Consider the following 15885-nt stretch of genomic DNA (forward strand, 5'->3'; position numbering starts at 1 on the left):
CACCATTTATTGTGATATGATATTATTACTTATGGAAAGATATTAGCCATTTATTAGGGGATGCATTTATGGATTACATAGGATCAATAATTAATGAAAAGTATAAAATTGTAGAATTATATGGTGAAGGTGGGAGCAGTTTTGTCTATAAAGCTTTGGACGCAGAGACAAAACAATTTGTTGCTGTTAAATTAATGAAGGATAAAATTACAACAAGATACATAGAAGATGTTATAAGATTTAAAAAAGAAGTACATATAATTAGCAGACTTAATCATCCTAACATAATAGAGGTATATGATATGGGTGATCATGAGGGAGTACCTTATATAGTTACTGAGTTTTTGAATGGTCAAAGTTTAGATGAGCTTTTAAGAAGAGAAAAAAAGTTTTCAATAGATGAAAGTATTCAGATTTTTAAACAGCTAACAAAAGCATTGGAGTATGTTCACAGCAAATCTATAATTCACAGAGATGTAAAACCTGGAAATATATTTGTGGAAAATGGAAAAAATGATATAAATATAAAACTTCTTGACTTTGGAGTTTCTAATATACTTGAGCTTGGAGAAATAAATGGACAGGATGAGGTTGTTGGTACTTTTGGTTATATGTCACCTGAAGCCACAGGAATTCTTAATAGAAGAGTGGATGAGAGAAGTGACTTATATTCTTTAGGTGTGGTTTTTTATGCTATGATGACAGGAACTCCTCCTTTTAGAGGTAAGGATGTTAACAAAATACTTCATCAACAGCTTGCACTTTTACCTGAAGAACTTTGTAAAATACGTGAAGATGTACCTTATTCTCTTAGTGGAGTAATAATGAAGCTTCTTTTAAAAGATCCTGACTTGAGATATCAGAGTGCAGCAGGACTTTTATTTGATTTAGAAAGAATTATAGAAGGTAATTATACATTTAAGCCTGGAGATCGTGATTTTAAAGTAAAATTGACATATAACACAAGAATAACTGGAAGAGAAACAGAATTAAAAATAGCCCAAAAGCTTTTGGATTCTGCAAGAAATGGTAATTCTAAAATGTTATTGGTGGCTGGTGAGTCAGGTTCGGGAAAGACTAGTTTTGTCGATGAAATATCAAAAAATGTATATGAGAATAATGGTGTGTTTTTGAAGTCAAGGTGTTTAGATCAAAAAAACAAAATACCATATCAAATATTTAAAGAGCTTATAAATGAATATATAAGTTATATTGAAAGGATGGAATCAAAAGAATTTGATGCTGAGATTAAAAGGTTAAGAGAAATTGTAGAGCCTTTTGGAGAAATTTTCATTACTTTAAATCCATCAATGAAAAAGTATCTTGGAAAGGTACAAAAGCTGAATTCTTTAGACCCACAAAGAGAAAATCAAAGGCTTTTAATGGTACTGGCAAAGTTTTTCATAAAACTTCCTTTTAAAAGTGAAGTTGTGCTTTTTTTAGATGATTTGCAATGGACAGATGAAGGAAGCCTTAATCTTTTAGATGAGATTTTAAGAAGAATGGGAAATGAAAAACTTTTTATAGTGGGAACTTATAGAAAGGATGAAGTAAGCTTAGGACATGGTCTCTTAGACTTAAAGGCTGAAGCAAAAGAAAGAAAATACCCTCTTGATGAAATACAATTGAATTCATTGGGATTTGAAAAGCTAAATACACTTGTAGCAAATATACTTGGAGAAAAGAAAAAGAATGTTGAGAAGTTAACATCATTTATTCAAACTAAAACTAGAGGGAATCCATTTTTCTCAATAAACCTTTTGAGAGAATTAGTTGAAAAAGGAGCGGTATTTAGAGATAAGGATTCATGGAATTTTGACAAAAATAAACTTGATTCAATATCTGTATCTGGAAACATGATTGAAGCGATACTTAAAAGAATAAATCAGCTTACAAAAAAGCAGATTGACATTTTGACTAAAGCTGCTGTGGTAGGGAGAGAAGTAAAGATTAGCGTGCTCTATAGTATATGTGATATTGATATAGATGATTTTATTGAAATGATTGATAAATTTATATCATTACAGTTACTAGAGAAAGTTAAAGGTAAAAGAAGCGTTTTATTTGTTCATGATAGGATAAGAGAAACTTTCTATCAAATGATTGGGGATGAGGAGAAAAGGATAATACATAAAAGCATTGCAAAGGTTATTGAAAAAGAAGGGGCAGATAATAAGGAAAACGTGTTATTTGAGTTGGTACATCATTATGTCGAAGCCTGTGATGAGGAAAAGATGAGGCAGTATCTTATACCTGCGGCAGATAAGGCAAAAATTGCCTATGCCAACGAAGAAGCTGTAAAGTACTATATTATGGGGGCAGAACTTATAAAAAAAGAGGATACAGGTAATAAGGAATGGATTGGCTGTTACTCGAAACTTGTGGATGTTTATCTTACAATGGGAAAAAATAATGAAGCTATTGAGCTTTTAGAAGAAATAATTCAATTTTTACCTAAAAAAATTGATAAAGCTCGTATATATAAAAAAATTGCTCGGGCATATTTTAAGAAAGGTAATTGGGATGAGAGTGAAGAAAATTTTATAAAAAGCCTTTATCTTTTAGGTGAGAGAATTCCTAAAAGTAGGGTGGAATGGGAAGTTAACTTTGTAATTGAAATTCTAATTCATTTATATAGAAGTACCTTTGGAGGAGTTTTTAGCAAAAATCCGAATAAACCACTAAAAGAAGAGGATGTGGAAAGAATTTCGTCTTATCTTGGATTAAATTGGCTTTATGTGCTTATAGATAATAATAAGTTAAAATGTATCATATTAAGAATGTTAAATATAGCAGAAGCAAAACTTCCAAAAACTGAATATCTGGGAAATTCTCTTGGAGGATATGCGGTTGTGCTGGCTAGTTTGCCTATGTTTAAAAGATCTATGAAATATCAAAAAAAAGCAATTAAGTTAAGAGAAGAAATCGGTGAAAAGTGGGGAATGGCTCAGAGTTTTCAGTTTTTAGGTTACTTATATTCATGGAAAGGTGAGCATGATAACAGTATAAAAGCATTTCAAAAAAGTATTGATATGTTTAGTGAAGTTGGTGACATGTGGGAGTTGGGAATGGTTTTAAATGGCGTGGGTTATGGATATAGATATACTTCAAGATATAGTGATGGCATAGAAGCGAATGGAAGATACTTGGATATAAGCAAAAAAATCAAAAACAAATATGGGCTTATGTCAGCATATATTGAATTGGCTTTTTGCTTTTTGGAAAGTGGTAATTTTGATGAGGCTGAAATTAATTTAAAAAATGCTTTAGAGTTGAATATAGAAGATAGAGATTATTATTTGTACTGTTGTACTCTTATCTGTAAAGGTTATATGGAATTTGAGAGAGGAGATTACGATAAAGCAGTAAAAACTTTAGAGAAAGCAAAAATTGTAGAAGAAAATAATTCTTTTATTAAGGAATATACTATAAATGTTTATCCATATTTGGCAGAAGCCCTAATCAGAAAGTCTGAAAAGAGATACAGTAAGGGGAAACTTAGTGAAAAAGAATTAAAAAATCTTATGTATTTTGCAAAGAAGGCTGTAAAGAAAACAAAATCTTGGGTAAATCACTATGGAGGTGCCTTAAGGTGCTTGGCCAAAGCATACTTTTTTGCAGGAAAAAAACAAAAGGCTAGAAAGATTTTGATGAAAAGTATATTACATACAAAAAGAATTGACAGAAGGTATGAAACAGCTAAAGGACTTTATGAATTGGCAATGATGTACAATTTATCAGGACTTGAAACAAAGGCAAATAACATGTTTAAAACTGCTAATAAAATATTTAAAGATATTGGTGCAGTTCATTATGTTAAAAAGTGTTTTAGTTATATAGAGACAAAGGATGAATACGAAACTCATAATTCAATGAGTAGCATGCGATTAAATATGGAGAGAAAGCTTTCAACTATATTAAATACAAGCAGGTACTTAAGTTCAATTCTGGATTTAGATGAACTTATGGAAAAGATTATGGACAGTGTTTTAGAGCATGTTGGAGCAGAAAGAGGAATTTTATTTTTGTATCCTGAAGAGGGAAATCAGAAATTGGAAGCTTTTGTTTCAAGAAATGTATCAAAAGAGGAAATTGGTGCTGAAAGTTTTAAAATAAGTCGGAGTGTAATAAAGAAAGTTGAAGATGAAAAAGTTCCACTTATTGTTTCAGATGCTTTATTAGATCAAAAGTTTAATACTCAGGAAAGTGTTATTATAAATAAAATTAGATCTGTTATGTGTACTCCCATAATGGCAAAGGGAAAGATGTTAGGAGTTATTTATTTAGACAATAGTCTTATTGGAAATCTTTTTTCAGGTGAAGAACTTGAAGTTTTAGACCTAATTGCCTGTCAGGCAGGTGTATCCGTTGAAAATGCTAGGCTTTATAACAAACTTAAGATATCTTCTAAAGAAATAGAAAAGTCTAGAGATGAAATTAAAATGTGGAATGAGACATTAGAACAGAGAGTAATTAAAAGAACAGAAGAACTTGAAATTATGAGTAACAAACATAAGGCGTTGGCAGATGAGCTAAATGTAAAAAATTCTGAATTAAGAAAAATGATAGAGAAGTTAAAAGAGCATGCTCAGACTGTTGAGGAATTGGCAATAACAAAAGAGAGAAATCGTTTTGCAGTGGATGTACATGATACTTTAGGCCATAGTATGGTACTTTTAATAAAGCTTCTTGAGGTTTGTAAAATGGAAATGATGAACAATCCATCAAAGGCTAAGGCTAGACTGACTGAAGCAATTAACACTGCAAGAGAAGGAATGAAGGAACTGAAAAGATCTATATATGGACTTGTGCCTGAAAAGTTAGAGGTAAATAAGTTTATAACTGCAATAGAGAAGCTTGTGGAGGAGTTTAAGACATCAGGTTCAGACGTTAAACTTTCCATTGATGGTATTTATGATTATAGAAATCCTGTATATTCATATACTTTATATAAAGTGTGTCAAGAAGCTATGACTAATTCTGTGAGACATGGTAAAGCAAAAAATATTCATATTGATATAAGATTTAAAGATGGTAAGATTAAACTAAAGATAAGTGATGATGGAGAGGGATGTAAAAAAATCAAAAAGGGCTTTGGTATAAATGGTATGGAGCAGAGGATTAAAGAGTTAGATGGAAAAGTGAGATTTGATACAGGTCATAATGATGGATTTAAAATAAATTTAGAACTTCCACTGGAAGTATAGCTTTTGATATAGGTGTTATTCACAAATTTAGGGGGTGGAAACTTTGCCAGTAAAAAATTTATTGGTATAAGTGGTTTTAAGATTTTTGTTATTCATTACAAGGATAAATAAAACAGCAGGGGGGGAAATATGTATGATAAAAGTTATTATTGCAGATGATCAAAAACTATTAAGCGAAAGTCTTAAAAGTATAATTGAAAATGATAAAGATATACGCGTTATAGACTGTGTTGAAAATGGGCAAAGGGCTTTTGAAAAATGCAAAAGTGAAGATGTGGACTTGATGTTAATGGATATTAAAATGCCTGTATGTGATGGAATAGAAGGTACAAGATTAATTAAAGAAAAATGTCCTAAAGTAAAAGTTCTAATTTTAACAACATTTGAAGATGATGAGAATGTATATAAAGCATTAAGAAGTGGTGCAGATGGATACATATTAAAAGATATTACACCGGAAGAGCTTATTCAAGCTGTGAAAAATACTGCTAAAGGATTTGGAATATTCAGCAGGAATCCTTATAGTTCGGTTATGAAAAATGTTAATACAGAAAGCAAAGAAGAGATTACTGTTGTTAAGGAACATGAGTTTAAAGAAAGAGATATAGAGATAATGAAAATGGTTGCAGAAGGTATGAATAATAAGGACATAGCTCAAAGATTTTGCCTTAGTGTGGGAAGAATTAAAAATATTATATCTGAAATTTTAGCAAAATTAGATTTAAGTGATCGCAATCAATTGGCAAATTATGTATACAAGAACTCCAAACAACTTAAGTAGACGTTCTGAAGCTTATAAGAGTGACACTGCATTTACAAAAAGTGGGGTCTTAGGGTGCAGTTATTTAAGAGAATGATGATATTTCTAGAAACCTTAGTTTTTGGAAATGTTGTTTTTTACCTTTATCTTATTCTAAGACTCCACCTGAAGCCCCGATGTTTAGCTTAAGCTAAACCAGTTAACTATATACCCAAGTCTTGGGATTGTATTTAAGTTAAATCTTTTTATGGTATAATTTAGACTTAGAAGGAGTTTTAGGTTTAAATTTAGCAAGTTCATTTTTAAATAGAAAGCGTTGAGGATTAATTGAACAAAAATAATCTTTTTCATCAGGGGTAAAATGTTTTGTCTTTGAAAAAACATCAAAGTAATCACAGTAAGATTCGGTTTTTAACAGGTTAATCATAAAATCGGATCCAAAAAGAATTCTCTTTTTTATTTTTTCTCTTATTGAAGAATCTTTATATGAATAAATTGTTTTCTTTAAATATTCATAAAATTTATTGTCAAATCCTCTATAAGATATGTCAGAGTAAACATTAGCATGTTTTATTATAAGTTTTAATATTATTTTTTGCCAGTCGTCAGAGTGGTCTTGTTTACCCAAATGAGCTAGGTTAAGGGTTAGTCTGTTATAATTTTTTAAAACTTTTTCCCATTTCAAAGGAGATGTTAATTTTTCCATTTCTTTATTGTTTTTGATAGAAAAACCCTCATCGCTACAATGACATGTAATAGGAATGCCCTTTTTTTGACATATATCATAAAGCAGTTGAACTTTTTCAAGTTCTCTTTTATTTTCCGGCCAAGGATCAAATCCTAAAGGTGGATAGAGCTTTATTCCTGCATACCTATTGTCGGCTATGTTTTGCATAGAGCCACTAAAATTCCCCATTTTCTTTTTAAATGCTTGGTGGGATCCTTTATAATTGTCAAAGTATGTGTTTAGCATTATTCGTATTTCATTTAAAGAATAATTAGTTGTATTTATGCCCATAAATGGATATATTTCGAGCATGTTATAGCGAGATAATTTTTTATAATTTTTAATTCCATTAAATATGTCTATTATTTGTTTTACAACAGGTTTGTTTATAGGTCTGTTATTATAGTGAATTTCATCATAATAAACTGTTTTAGTACCAAAGTCCATAATGAGAGGTGTGATAATAATTTTATCATATTCCTTATTATCAATAATAAGCTTTCTGTTTTTCACCAAGTTATCCATTAAACATTCTTCCATTAACAGAAAGAAACTTCCAGTGTCATTTTCCATGGCAGCAAGAAGGTTTTTGGCTCTGTCAGGGTATTTGTCAACGCCTGTTTTTTTTAGAATTTTTACTAGATTTTTATAATCAAACTTTTTAAAGAATAAAAACTTAATTAAAAGGAAGTTTGCAGCAAGTAATAAAATGAGCCTATTGCTTTTTAAAAATTTATCTGTATCTTTAAACACCATGTCTTCAAATCTTTTAATAAATGCTAAAAAATTTGGATGGCTCATATTCATAGCGTGGCAGTGAATATCATAAAAGTATTTTTTCATTTGTAATCCCCTCTAAATTATTCATATAAATAGTATAATTCAATGAATATTTTACCACAGATAATGAATTTATTGAACAAATTTTTAATGATATATACTATATTTATAAAAAAGCTGAATAACAGAGTGGATGTTATTGGAGTAAATGAAAGTATGGAAGAAGTATTGTGGAACTTTAGTTTCTGGAATATTGTTTTTCACATTTAATATATACAGCCTAAATAAAGGGTTCCTTTATTTTTTTATAAGAATATGATACCATCTCAAAGAGAACTTTTAAAGAGGAGGGTATTAAATTGAGAGATAGAATGGATTTACAAAAAAAACTTATATCTATTGATGGAGCTGGATATAAAGCATATAAAGATATCAAAGGCCAATATAATTTTAATAAGTATGCATTATCAATTGACTACGTTCAGGGAGACCCTTTTGCCTCTCCTTCAAAGGCTAGAGTTATTGTATCACAGAAGGAGGCTGGTTTTCCAAAGGACTTGTACGACAAACCCCATAAGAGAATAGCAGTTATAGACTTTTTAACAAGACTCTTTTTTGAAAATATAATGAAATTTCATAAGGGAACAGATGGTTCAGGTAAAAGCGGTATGCTTTCAATAGATAAGTGTGGACAGGAAATTTTAGATAGGACATCAGTCACTATTGATGATGATAAATTAGAGGCAAGGTTTGAAGTAGGATTACCAGCTAGGGGAAGGAGAATATTAGGAAGAGCTGCAAACACAATATTTTCTAATTATATTCCTCAAATAGTTGAAAAAACATTATATTATGGCAACATTAATCAAAAAGCTTTAATAAAACAGGTAGAACTATCTGAAGATCAAGCTTTTTTAAGGCAACAAATAAAAGAAAAAAACTTAGTATCATTTATAGCAAATGGATCAATATTACCCAGAGAAAGTGGTATTTCTGATAGACCTCTTAAAAAGGGAGCAATACCTTTTCAAAGTCCTGAAAGCCTTGAAATAGAGATTAATCTTCCCTATAAAGGCTCTATAAAGGGAATGGGAGTTCCCCAAGGTGTTTCTTTAATTGTTGGAGGAGGATATCATGGTAAGTCTACTTTGTTGCAAGCACTGGAATTGGGAGTATACGATCATATTTCAGGTGATGGCAGAGAGTATATAGTTACAAGAGAGGATGCAGTAAAAATTCGGGCTGAGGATGGAAGAAGAGTTGAGCAGGTTAATATATCGGCGTTTATCAATAATCTTCCAAATGGTCAAGACACTAAAAATTTTTCAACTGAAAATGCAAGCGGCAGTACTTCACAGGCGGCAAATATTATTGAGGCGTTAGAAGTAGGGACAGATCTTTTGCTTATTGATGAAGATACTTCGGCAACAAATTTCATGATACGTGATGAGAGAATGCAAAAGTTGGTTTCAAATGATAGGGAGCCAATAACACCTTTTATTGATAAAGTAAAAAACTTGTATAATGAATATGGAGTTTCAACTGTGCTGGTTGTTGGTGGCTCAGGAGATTATTTTGATGTAGCGGATTTAATTATTATGATGGACGAGTATATTCCTAAAGATGTTACAAAAAGGGCAAAAGAAATTGTAAGTGAATATCCTATATCCAGAGACAATACAGTTGATTTGAAGTTTGGAGAAATTACTCCAAGAATAGTTTTAAAATCAGGCTTTCCTGAGGGGCGTAAGGGAAGAGATATAAAGGCAAAAGGACTTAAAACTATTTTATATAATAAGTCTCAAATTGATCTTTCATATGTTGAACAGCTTTCAGATTCTAGCCAGACAACTTGTATAGCAGTTATGCTGGATTATATGATAAAGAAATTATTTAATGGTGATACTACCATGAAAGAAGCTATTGACAAGCTGATGAAACAGATAGAAACTCAAGGACTTGATAGTATATCACCATATACAGGCCATCCAGGAAATCTTGCCCTTCCAAGAAAATATGAAATTGCTGCTTCAATAAACAGATACAGATTAGGGCAAAGATTTATAAAAACTTTAAACAAAAACATATAAAGAAGATAGTAGGGATAGTGTTATATAGCACTATCCCTATATAAATCCTTGTCGGGAAATAATTATATTGTCAAGTATTGAAAAGCTAACACACAATTCTCTTAAAAAGCTAAATTCTTTTTAACAAAATTATAAGAATAATATTGAAAAAATTAATCAAATTAGTAGACGGTACAGGGGGGAATCTGATAAAATATGGAGTATACTAAATAAAAAGCATGAGTGAAAAGGTTAAAATATAATGGGTATTCACGAACCTATGTTCGTGAATACTATGTACAAAAGAAGCATTTACGAACATAGGTTCGTAGTTAGAGAAGTTGGATGAAAAGGCTGTAGGTCCCGACATCGTGTCGGGGATTTCTAAGGTTGCTCTATGTAGATTTGATTAATAAGAGGTTGGTGATTTTGTGACAAAACCTTTAGATAAAATGACTAATGAAGAACGCTGGAAGTTGTTTCCTATAATTATCTGCAATCATAGTCCAGCATGGAAGGAAAAATATTTATTAGAAAAAGCAATTATAGAAAAGGTTATTGGTTTTGATAACATTTCAAGAATAAATCACATTGGTAGTACAACAGTACCTAATTTAGTAGCAAAGCCAACAATTGATATTCTTGTTGAAATAAACGATGCTACAGATACTGAAAAGTTAATTATCAATATGAAAGAGGCAGGTTACATATATAGTCCACAACCAGATAATCCAGCTCCTCATATGATGTTTATGAAAGGATATACCAGTGAGGGATTCAAAGGTCAGGTTTATCATGTTCATGTTAGATATAGTGGAGATTGGGATGAGTTATATTTTAAAGACTATTTATTGTTTCATCCAGATGTAGCAGAAGAATATGGAAAGCTCAAGCTTGAGTTGAAACAAAAGTTTGAGTATAATAGAGACGGATATACATATGCAAAAACAGATTTTATAAAGAAAATTACTAAATTAGCAAGGGTAGAAATGGAAAATAAATATGTTGTGTGATTTAAAGGTTTTAATTAAAGGCTCGGACGTCCTGTCCTCGTCTGGCTTCGCGGGACAGCCTGCATCATCCAACAAAGTATCTGAGTAAAGGGCATGCTTGCGGGTCATCCTGCCCGCAGATTTCCGTTTAAGATAGGAGCTATCTAAGACGGAAATCCACCTCAGATACAACACGTTTGATGAAATTGGTCGTTTGCCGATGCGTCCTGCATCGGATTTATTAGAGTAAAGCTTTGGGGATTTCATTTAAGTGTTAAGTGGGAGGTTTATAATGTTAGATAAAAAAGATTTAGTTGCACCCTGTGGATTAGATTGTTTCAATTGTGGAGCTTATGAAAAAAATATATCAGATATAGTCAGACAAAAATTATCTACTATATCGGGTAAAAAACCAGATGATGTTGCCTGTAAAGGTTGTAGGGTAACAAAAGGCAAAGATCTTCCTCTAGTAGATTGTTGTGCTACCTATCAATGCTCTCTTAAACAAAAAATAGATTTTTGCTATGAATGTGGGAATTTTCCTTGTAGTAAGTTAGCTCCATGTGCATCAAATGCGGATTTTGTTCCACAAAATATGAAAATATATAATCTATGTAGAATGAAAAAAGTAGGGATTGAAAAATGGATAGAAGAGACAAAGACTATAAGAGAATTATATTCAAAGGGTGAATATGTACCTGGGTGTGGACCAATTTTAAAAAAATAACTAATACATACATTTGAGATATATTTTAAGAGTATTTAAGGAATCATCGTACTGATGCTTTCTGAATAACGGGACGACCAACTTCATCAAACAATGTGTATCTGTAAAGGTGTGGATTAGAAAAAGCATGAAGCAGGTCTTTGGGGTCATCCCATGTAGCGTGCCACACCACAGCCATTCATCGGTGCAGAGCACGCCTTCGAAGATTAGCTCTGCGGGTCCGATTCATGGCCGTCAGATACACCGACGATATATGAAATTGGTTGCGTTTGACGCCCATCCATGGGCTTTTGAATTAAGGTAATTCTTTTGAAGGTGAGTTAGGAGGAAATCTAAAGTGTTAAAAAGAATGGCTAGTGTATATTACTTAGCCTTAATAAGTGGATATAATTTAAAAGAAGACATTATCAAATGGGCTGATGAAACAATAGAAAACTCTAACTCGGTAATATCTGATGAATTAATAGAACTATCTTTATCGGCAAGTAAAAGCAAGGAAGATGTTGCAAAAAAACTTTTAGCAATATTTGAGGGGTATACTTTTGATAATCCACAGAGAATTATTTATGGATTTTGCCTAAAAGATTTAAGAGATAACGCACTTACATATGACGATGTTGCATCAATATTATACTTGATTACAACTCAGAACTTTGTATCAATTCCAGAAGAAGAGTTAAATAAAATAATGCATTTAAGTGATGGGTTTTATTTAGCTACTGAATGTATATATGGCAATGTACAAGATGTGGAAAGGGAAATATTTGAATTTCTTCAAGGGTACAAAGAGGAGATGGAAAAATAATTTTGAGCAAGAAGTATGAGGGGCGACATCCGTGTCGCCTCTGAACAAAGAGGGCAACCAACTACAATATATCAAAAGAATCATGCAAGGGCTAGAAGCAAGTTCAAAGGAGCAAAAGCAAACGCCACACCTTTTCAGTAAGCCCTTCGGGCTAAACTTCAAAGGCATCATGATTCAAAAACGATATATGATATTCCCTGCGTTACCGCCACGTCCTGTGGCGGGTTTGCTAGGGTTAGACTTTGAAGAATTAATTCTTTCTAGGATCAATAGAAAAGAGGATTAACATGAAAGTTAAGTTAATTAGAAAAAATGAATTGTTAGAAGATTATAATAGACATTATGTAAGTGAAAAAAATTTAAGAATTGAAGTTATTGAAGTGACTCAAAATAGTAAAAATGTTACTCGTTTTTATGATAAACATAAAGGAGAATTACTTATTATTTCTTTAAAAGGATCTGGAAAAGTAATTACACCAGAAGCAGAAATTGTATTTGAAGAGCATGATCAGGTATTTATTAATAATGATACACCTTTTAGAATTGAGTCTGATTCTAAAACTTTAATTGAATTAGTTTGGTCTCCAGGACTGATAAAATAGAGAAAATATTCGATATTTATTGCAAGATTTTAATTACGGTAATTGGGGGTAGGTCGTCCGTGACCTATTCTGGCTAACGCGGGGCAGGGAACATCACATATCAACGCATACCCACAGAGGGCACAGGAAGAAGGAGCAAGGAGCTTGAACCGTGCCACATGGCTTCAGCTAGATAAGAGCTATCTACGCTTCAGCCACGTTGGGTATGCACACGATATACGCAATCACACGCTAAGCCGCCACATCGTGTGGCGGGGTTTGAGCAGAGCTTTGAAGTTATTAATAGAGGTGATAATTATAGAATGAAAAATTATAAAATCATAATGCTATCAGATATACATGCTAATATATATGCATTAAATAGGTTGCTTGATTATGCAGAATGTCAAAAAATTGAAATGATTCTAAATTGCGGAGACTTCTTGCAGATAGGCCCTAATCCTGTTGAAGTATTTGATATTGTTATGAGTGACGAAAGATTTATAAATATCATTGGAAATAATGAGCTATCTCTTTGGAAAAGAGATTTGATGGAATTTGATGAAAGTGAGAAAGAACACCAAAACTGGGTAATCAAACTAATTGGACTAGAAAGATTAGAAAAATTGAAAAATCTACCTAAAGCAAGGATTGTCAATATTGAAAATTATAGATTTTTGATGATCCATGCAAGGATTAATAATATAATAGAAATGCCATTATTATACCAATCAAAACCAATTGAAGAGTATACAACTGATTATGGAGATGATTGTGATTATGTAATATTAGGACACACACATTTGCAAAGTTTTATATCATATTGGAAAGGAAAAACAATAATTAATCCTGGTTCTTTAGGGTGTTCAAAGGATGGAACGATTAGTTTTGTAATATTTAACATCAATCAGGAGGGGATTGGGTTTGAATTCAAAAAGCTAAAGTATAATTATTATCATACCATTAGTGATTTGATGAGCTTAGGTGTGCCTGCTAAAGAGAAAATTATTAATAAATTTTATAAATGAATCTGAGTTAGGGATTTTTTGAGGATCTCACGTCCTGTGAGCTTCTGAATTACGGGGCGTGTGGCTGCGTATATCAACGCATACAAGGGTAGTAATGAATTACGAGTTGCTCACCAAACCTTTTCGGGGACATAGGAGCTATGTAACCCCTCAAAGGCTTCTTGTATGCTGACCGTTAACTGAAATCCTAGATATTTTAATTTTACCTATATGAATAATTTGTTGTGTGAAAGAAAAGAAAACCCTGGTATAGTCATTGAAATGTAGTAGCAAGAAAGGAGAAAAGGAATTTTAATGAGTTATGTTTCAGAGAGTATCTTAGGAGATAAAGCGAAGGTTAAACACGTTAGGGAAGTAATTAAACTTCTCGGTTACGAGCGATTTCAAGATGATTTAAAAACTCCAAACCAAACAGATGCTTTTTTCTGGAGTGAACAGAATGAGTATAAATCTTATGTAGGAATTGAACTATATATTTCTAAAGAAAATGATTTAATTACTGTAACAACAAGAACAAGAGCTGGAAGAAGTTATTGGGATTTAGTTCAGCAGAATACAACAATTAAATATCTTCGCGATTTATTTGGAGGTTATTTTACAACTGATGCAGGGAGAAATAGATATTGGCATCCAGAATCTAAACCTCCTACAAAACGTGAGTCTGGTTTATTTCTTGCACGATGGATATATAATAATGCTTTAATTAAGCCTAAAGTTTACCTTGATTCACGTAATCTAGACGGAAAAATTTCTCGTGAGGAGCCTACTGGTCTAGCTTATATGGATGAAATGAATCCTAGATTCTTTTCAAATACTTTATTAATACCATACCTTGTAGGAATATGGGAACATTATTTAAAATCAAGTTTTATTATCCTTTTGAAGTGTTGCGAAAACAAAAAAAGGATATTCAAATCAGTTAAAATTACACCGCTACAATTAGAAAACATATCTGATGAAGACTTAACGATTGAGGAGGCAATAGGAGATAACCTTTCTTTTCAAAGGCCTAAAGTTGTTGCAGAAAATTTTAAATTAATTGATGAAAATATTGATATTGCTGGAATTCTTAGAAAACCATATAGAAAAAGAAAAAGGTCACTATATGATTCAATTGATTCTATTATTGACCTTAGAAATCATATGGTTCATTCGGGTTTAACAGACGGTTCACTTACTGATGCTCGGCTTAAAGTCATTATTAATGATTTTGAAGTCGCAGTTGATAGAATATATGACCGCTTTGGAAATTGTTATAGCTTTACACCTAATAGACATTTTTAAGCATTGATATGTATAGGATATTACCGACGGACTTCAGTTAACACGAGGGTTTGCGGCTCCGGCTAACGCCTCCGACCTAACTTGACGATTGTCACGATTTTTGAAGGGTGGAAAGGCTTGGGGTCAAAAATCGCGCCAACCGCCAAGTTCGCAAACCCCGAGAACGTTCTCTGAAATGCGGCGGAAGAGACCTCGCCATTCATGGCTCGGATTTGCTAGGGTTGTTCTTTGCGGTTAGGATAATACTTAATTATGGTGCAAAATGAAATAAAGATGGTAACGGGTATTATTATATTCGTAGTATTTATGTAATATATTTATAATTAGATATTAACAACAGAATGAAAAGTGATAACTAATATATTGCTGGTATGAAGAATATTGGTACAAGGAAGATAAAAAGATAAGCGTATATATTACGGGATAGCATTATAAATTGGAAAAATTGTTACTAATAAAAGAAAGGTGGGGTTTTTTATGATAAGCAAAACTATACAGAAATTACGATTCCAAAAAGGTAACTACAGACGTGGTGGCATATTCATGATACCGGGTGTGGTTTTAGGAATTACCATTGCTTATTTAGCAGGGGACAAAGGAATAGGTATGACCAGCATTGCTCTATTTGGTTTTGTTACGTCAGCTATTCTTATAATTATTGGAGACAGAAGGAATAAAAAGCATAGTGCATAAAGGCGCAGCATCCGTGCTGCTCTGGCTTCGCGGGTTCGCCGCTCATCAGAGAACAATATGTCTATATAAAGGGCACGGCAGGAAGAAATGGCTAATGAGGGTCATCCCAGAGGTCATCCTGCCCACATCGGCTAGCTAACCGAGACGGTCAATGCATTAGCCAGTAAGGCCTTACTAGGCATGAGCATTGACCTGTAGAGCTAGCCGACGTCATAGACACGGGACGTTGGAT

The 15885-nt window shown here is 32.4% G+C and carries 11 protein-coding genes; 10 read left to right on the forward strand and 1 reads right to left on the reverse strand.

All coding sequences use genetic code 11. From position 1 onward, the window contains the following. Positions 1–68 precede the first annotated feature (68 nt). Positions 69–5207 carry a protein kinase domain-containing protein gene (locus tag RBH29_RS10550; RefSeq protein WP_306696784.1) on the forward strand — a complete coding sequence of 1713 codons (5139 nt, stop codon included), beginning with the start codon at positions 69–71 and terminating at the stop codon, positions 5205–5207. A gap of 133 nt (positions 5208–5340) precedes the next feature. Continuing rightward, positions 5341–5988, forward strand: a complete 648-nt coding sequence (locus RBH29_RS10555; protein ID WP_306696785.1) for a response regulator transcription factor — start codon at positions 5341–5343, stop codon at positions 5986–5988. A 214-nt stretch (positions 5989–6202) separates the two neighbouring features. On the opposite strand, the gene RBH29_RS10560 is transcribed toward RBH29_RS10555, so the two are convergent. Then, positions 6203–7537: an amidohydrolase family protein gene (locus tag RBH29_RS10560; protein ID WP_306696786.1), complete on the reverse strand. Its 1335-nt coding sequence runs from the start codon at positions 7535–7537 to the stop codon at positions 6203–6205. 296 nt (positions 7538–7833) lie between these two features. Between RBH29_RS10560 and RBH29_RS10565 the strand changes: the two genes are divergently transcribed. From RBH29_RS10565 to RBH29_RS10600, 8 genes are all read left to right on the forward strand, one after another. Then, positions 7834–9564 carry an ABC-ATPase domain-containing protein gene (locus RBH29_RS10565; protein ID WP_306696787.1) on the forward strand — a complete coding sequence of 577 codons (1731 nt, stop codon included), beginning with the start codon at positions 7834–7836 and terminating at the stop codon, positions 9562–9564. A gap of 410 nt (positions 9565–9974) precedes the next feature. Further along, positions 9975–10556, forward strand: coding sequence for a GrpB family protein (locus RBH29_RS10570; protein ID WP_306696788.1), 582 nt, complete (start codon positions 9975–9977; stop codon positions 10554–10556). Between the two features lie 271 nt (positions 10557–10827). Then, entirely contained in the window at positions 10828–11262 is a 435-nt protein-coding gene (locus RBH29_RS10575; protein WP_306696789.1) for a DUF3795 domain-containing protein, read from the forward strand. 337 nt (positions 11263–11599) lie between these two features. Next, positions 11600–12067 (forward strand): hypothetical protein, encoded by a 468-nt coding sequence (locus RBH29_RS10580; protein WP_306696790.1) that lies wholly within the window; start codon positions 11600–11602, stop codon positions 12065–12067. A 287-nt stretch (positions 12068–12354) separates the two neighbouring features. Continuing rightward, entirely contained in the window at positions 12355–12669 is a 315-nt protein-coding gene (locus RBH29_RS10585) for a hypothetical protein (RefSeq protein ID WP_306696791.1), read from the forward strand. A gap of 302 nt (positions 12670–12971) precedes the next feature. Continuing rightward, complete coding sequence (locus RBH29_RS10590; protein WP_306696792.1) at positions 12972–13676, forward strand: metallophosphoesterase family protein; 705 nt, start codon at positions 12972–12974, stop codon at positions 13674–13676. A 294-nt stretch (positions 13677–13970) separates the two neighbouring features. Continuing rightward, positions 13971–14960 (forward strand): HEPN domain-containing protein, encoded by a 990-nt coding sequence (locus tag RBH29_RS10595; RefSeq protein ID WP_306696793.1) that lies wholly within the window; start codon positions 13971–13973, stop codon positions 14958–14960. Positions 14961–15437: 477 nt separating this feature from the next. Beyond that, positions 15438–15653, forward strand: a complete 216-nt coding sequence (locus RBH29_RS10600; protein ID WP_306696794.1) for a hypothetical protein — start codon at positions 15438–15440, stop codon at positions 15651–15653. The last annotated feature ends 232 nt before the right edge of the window (positions 15654–15885 follow it).

The sequence above is a fragment of the Herbivorax alkaliphila genome (genome assembly GCF_030848475.1).
Taxonomy (GTDB): Bacteria; Bacillota; Clostridia; order Acetivibrionales; family Acetivibrionaceae; genus Herbivorax.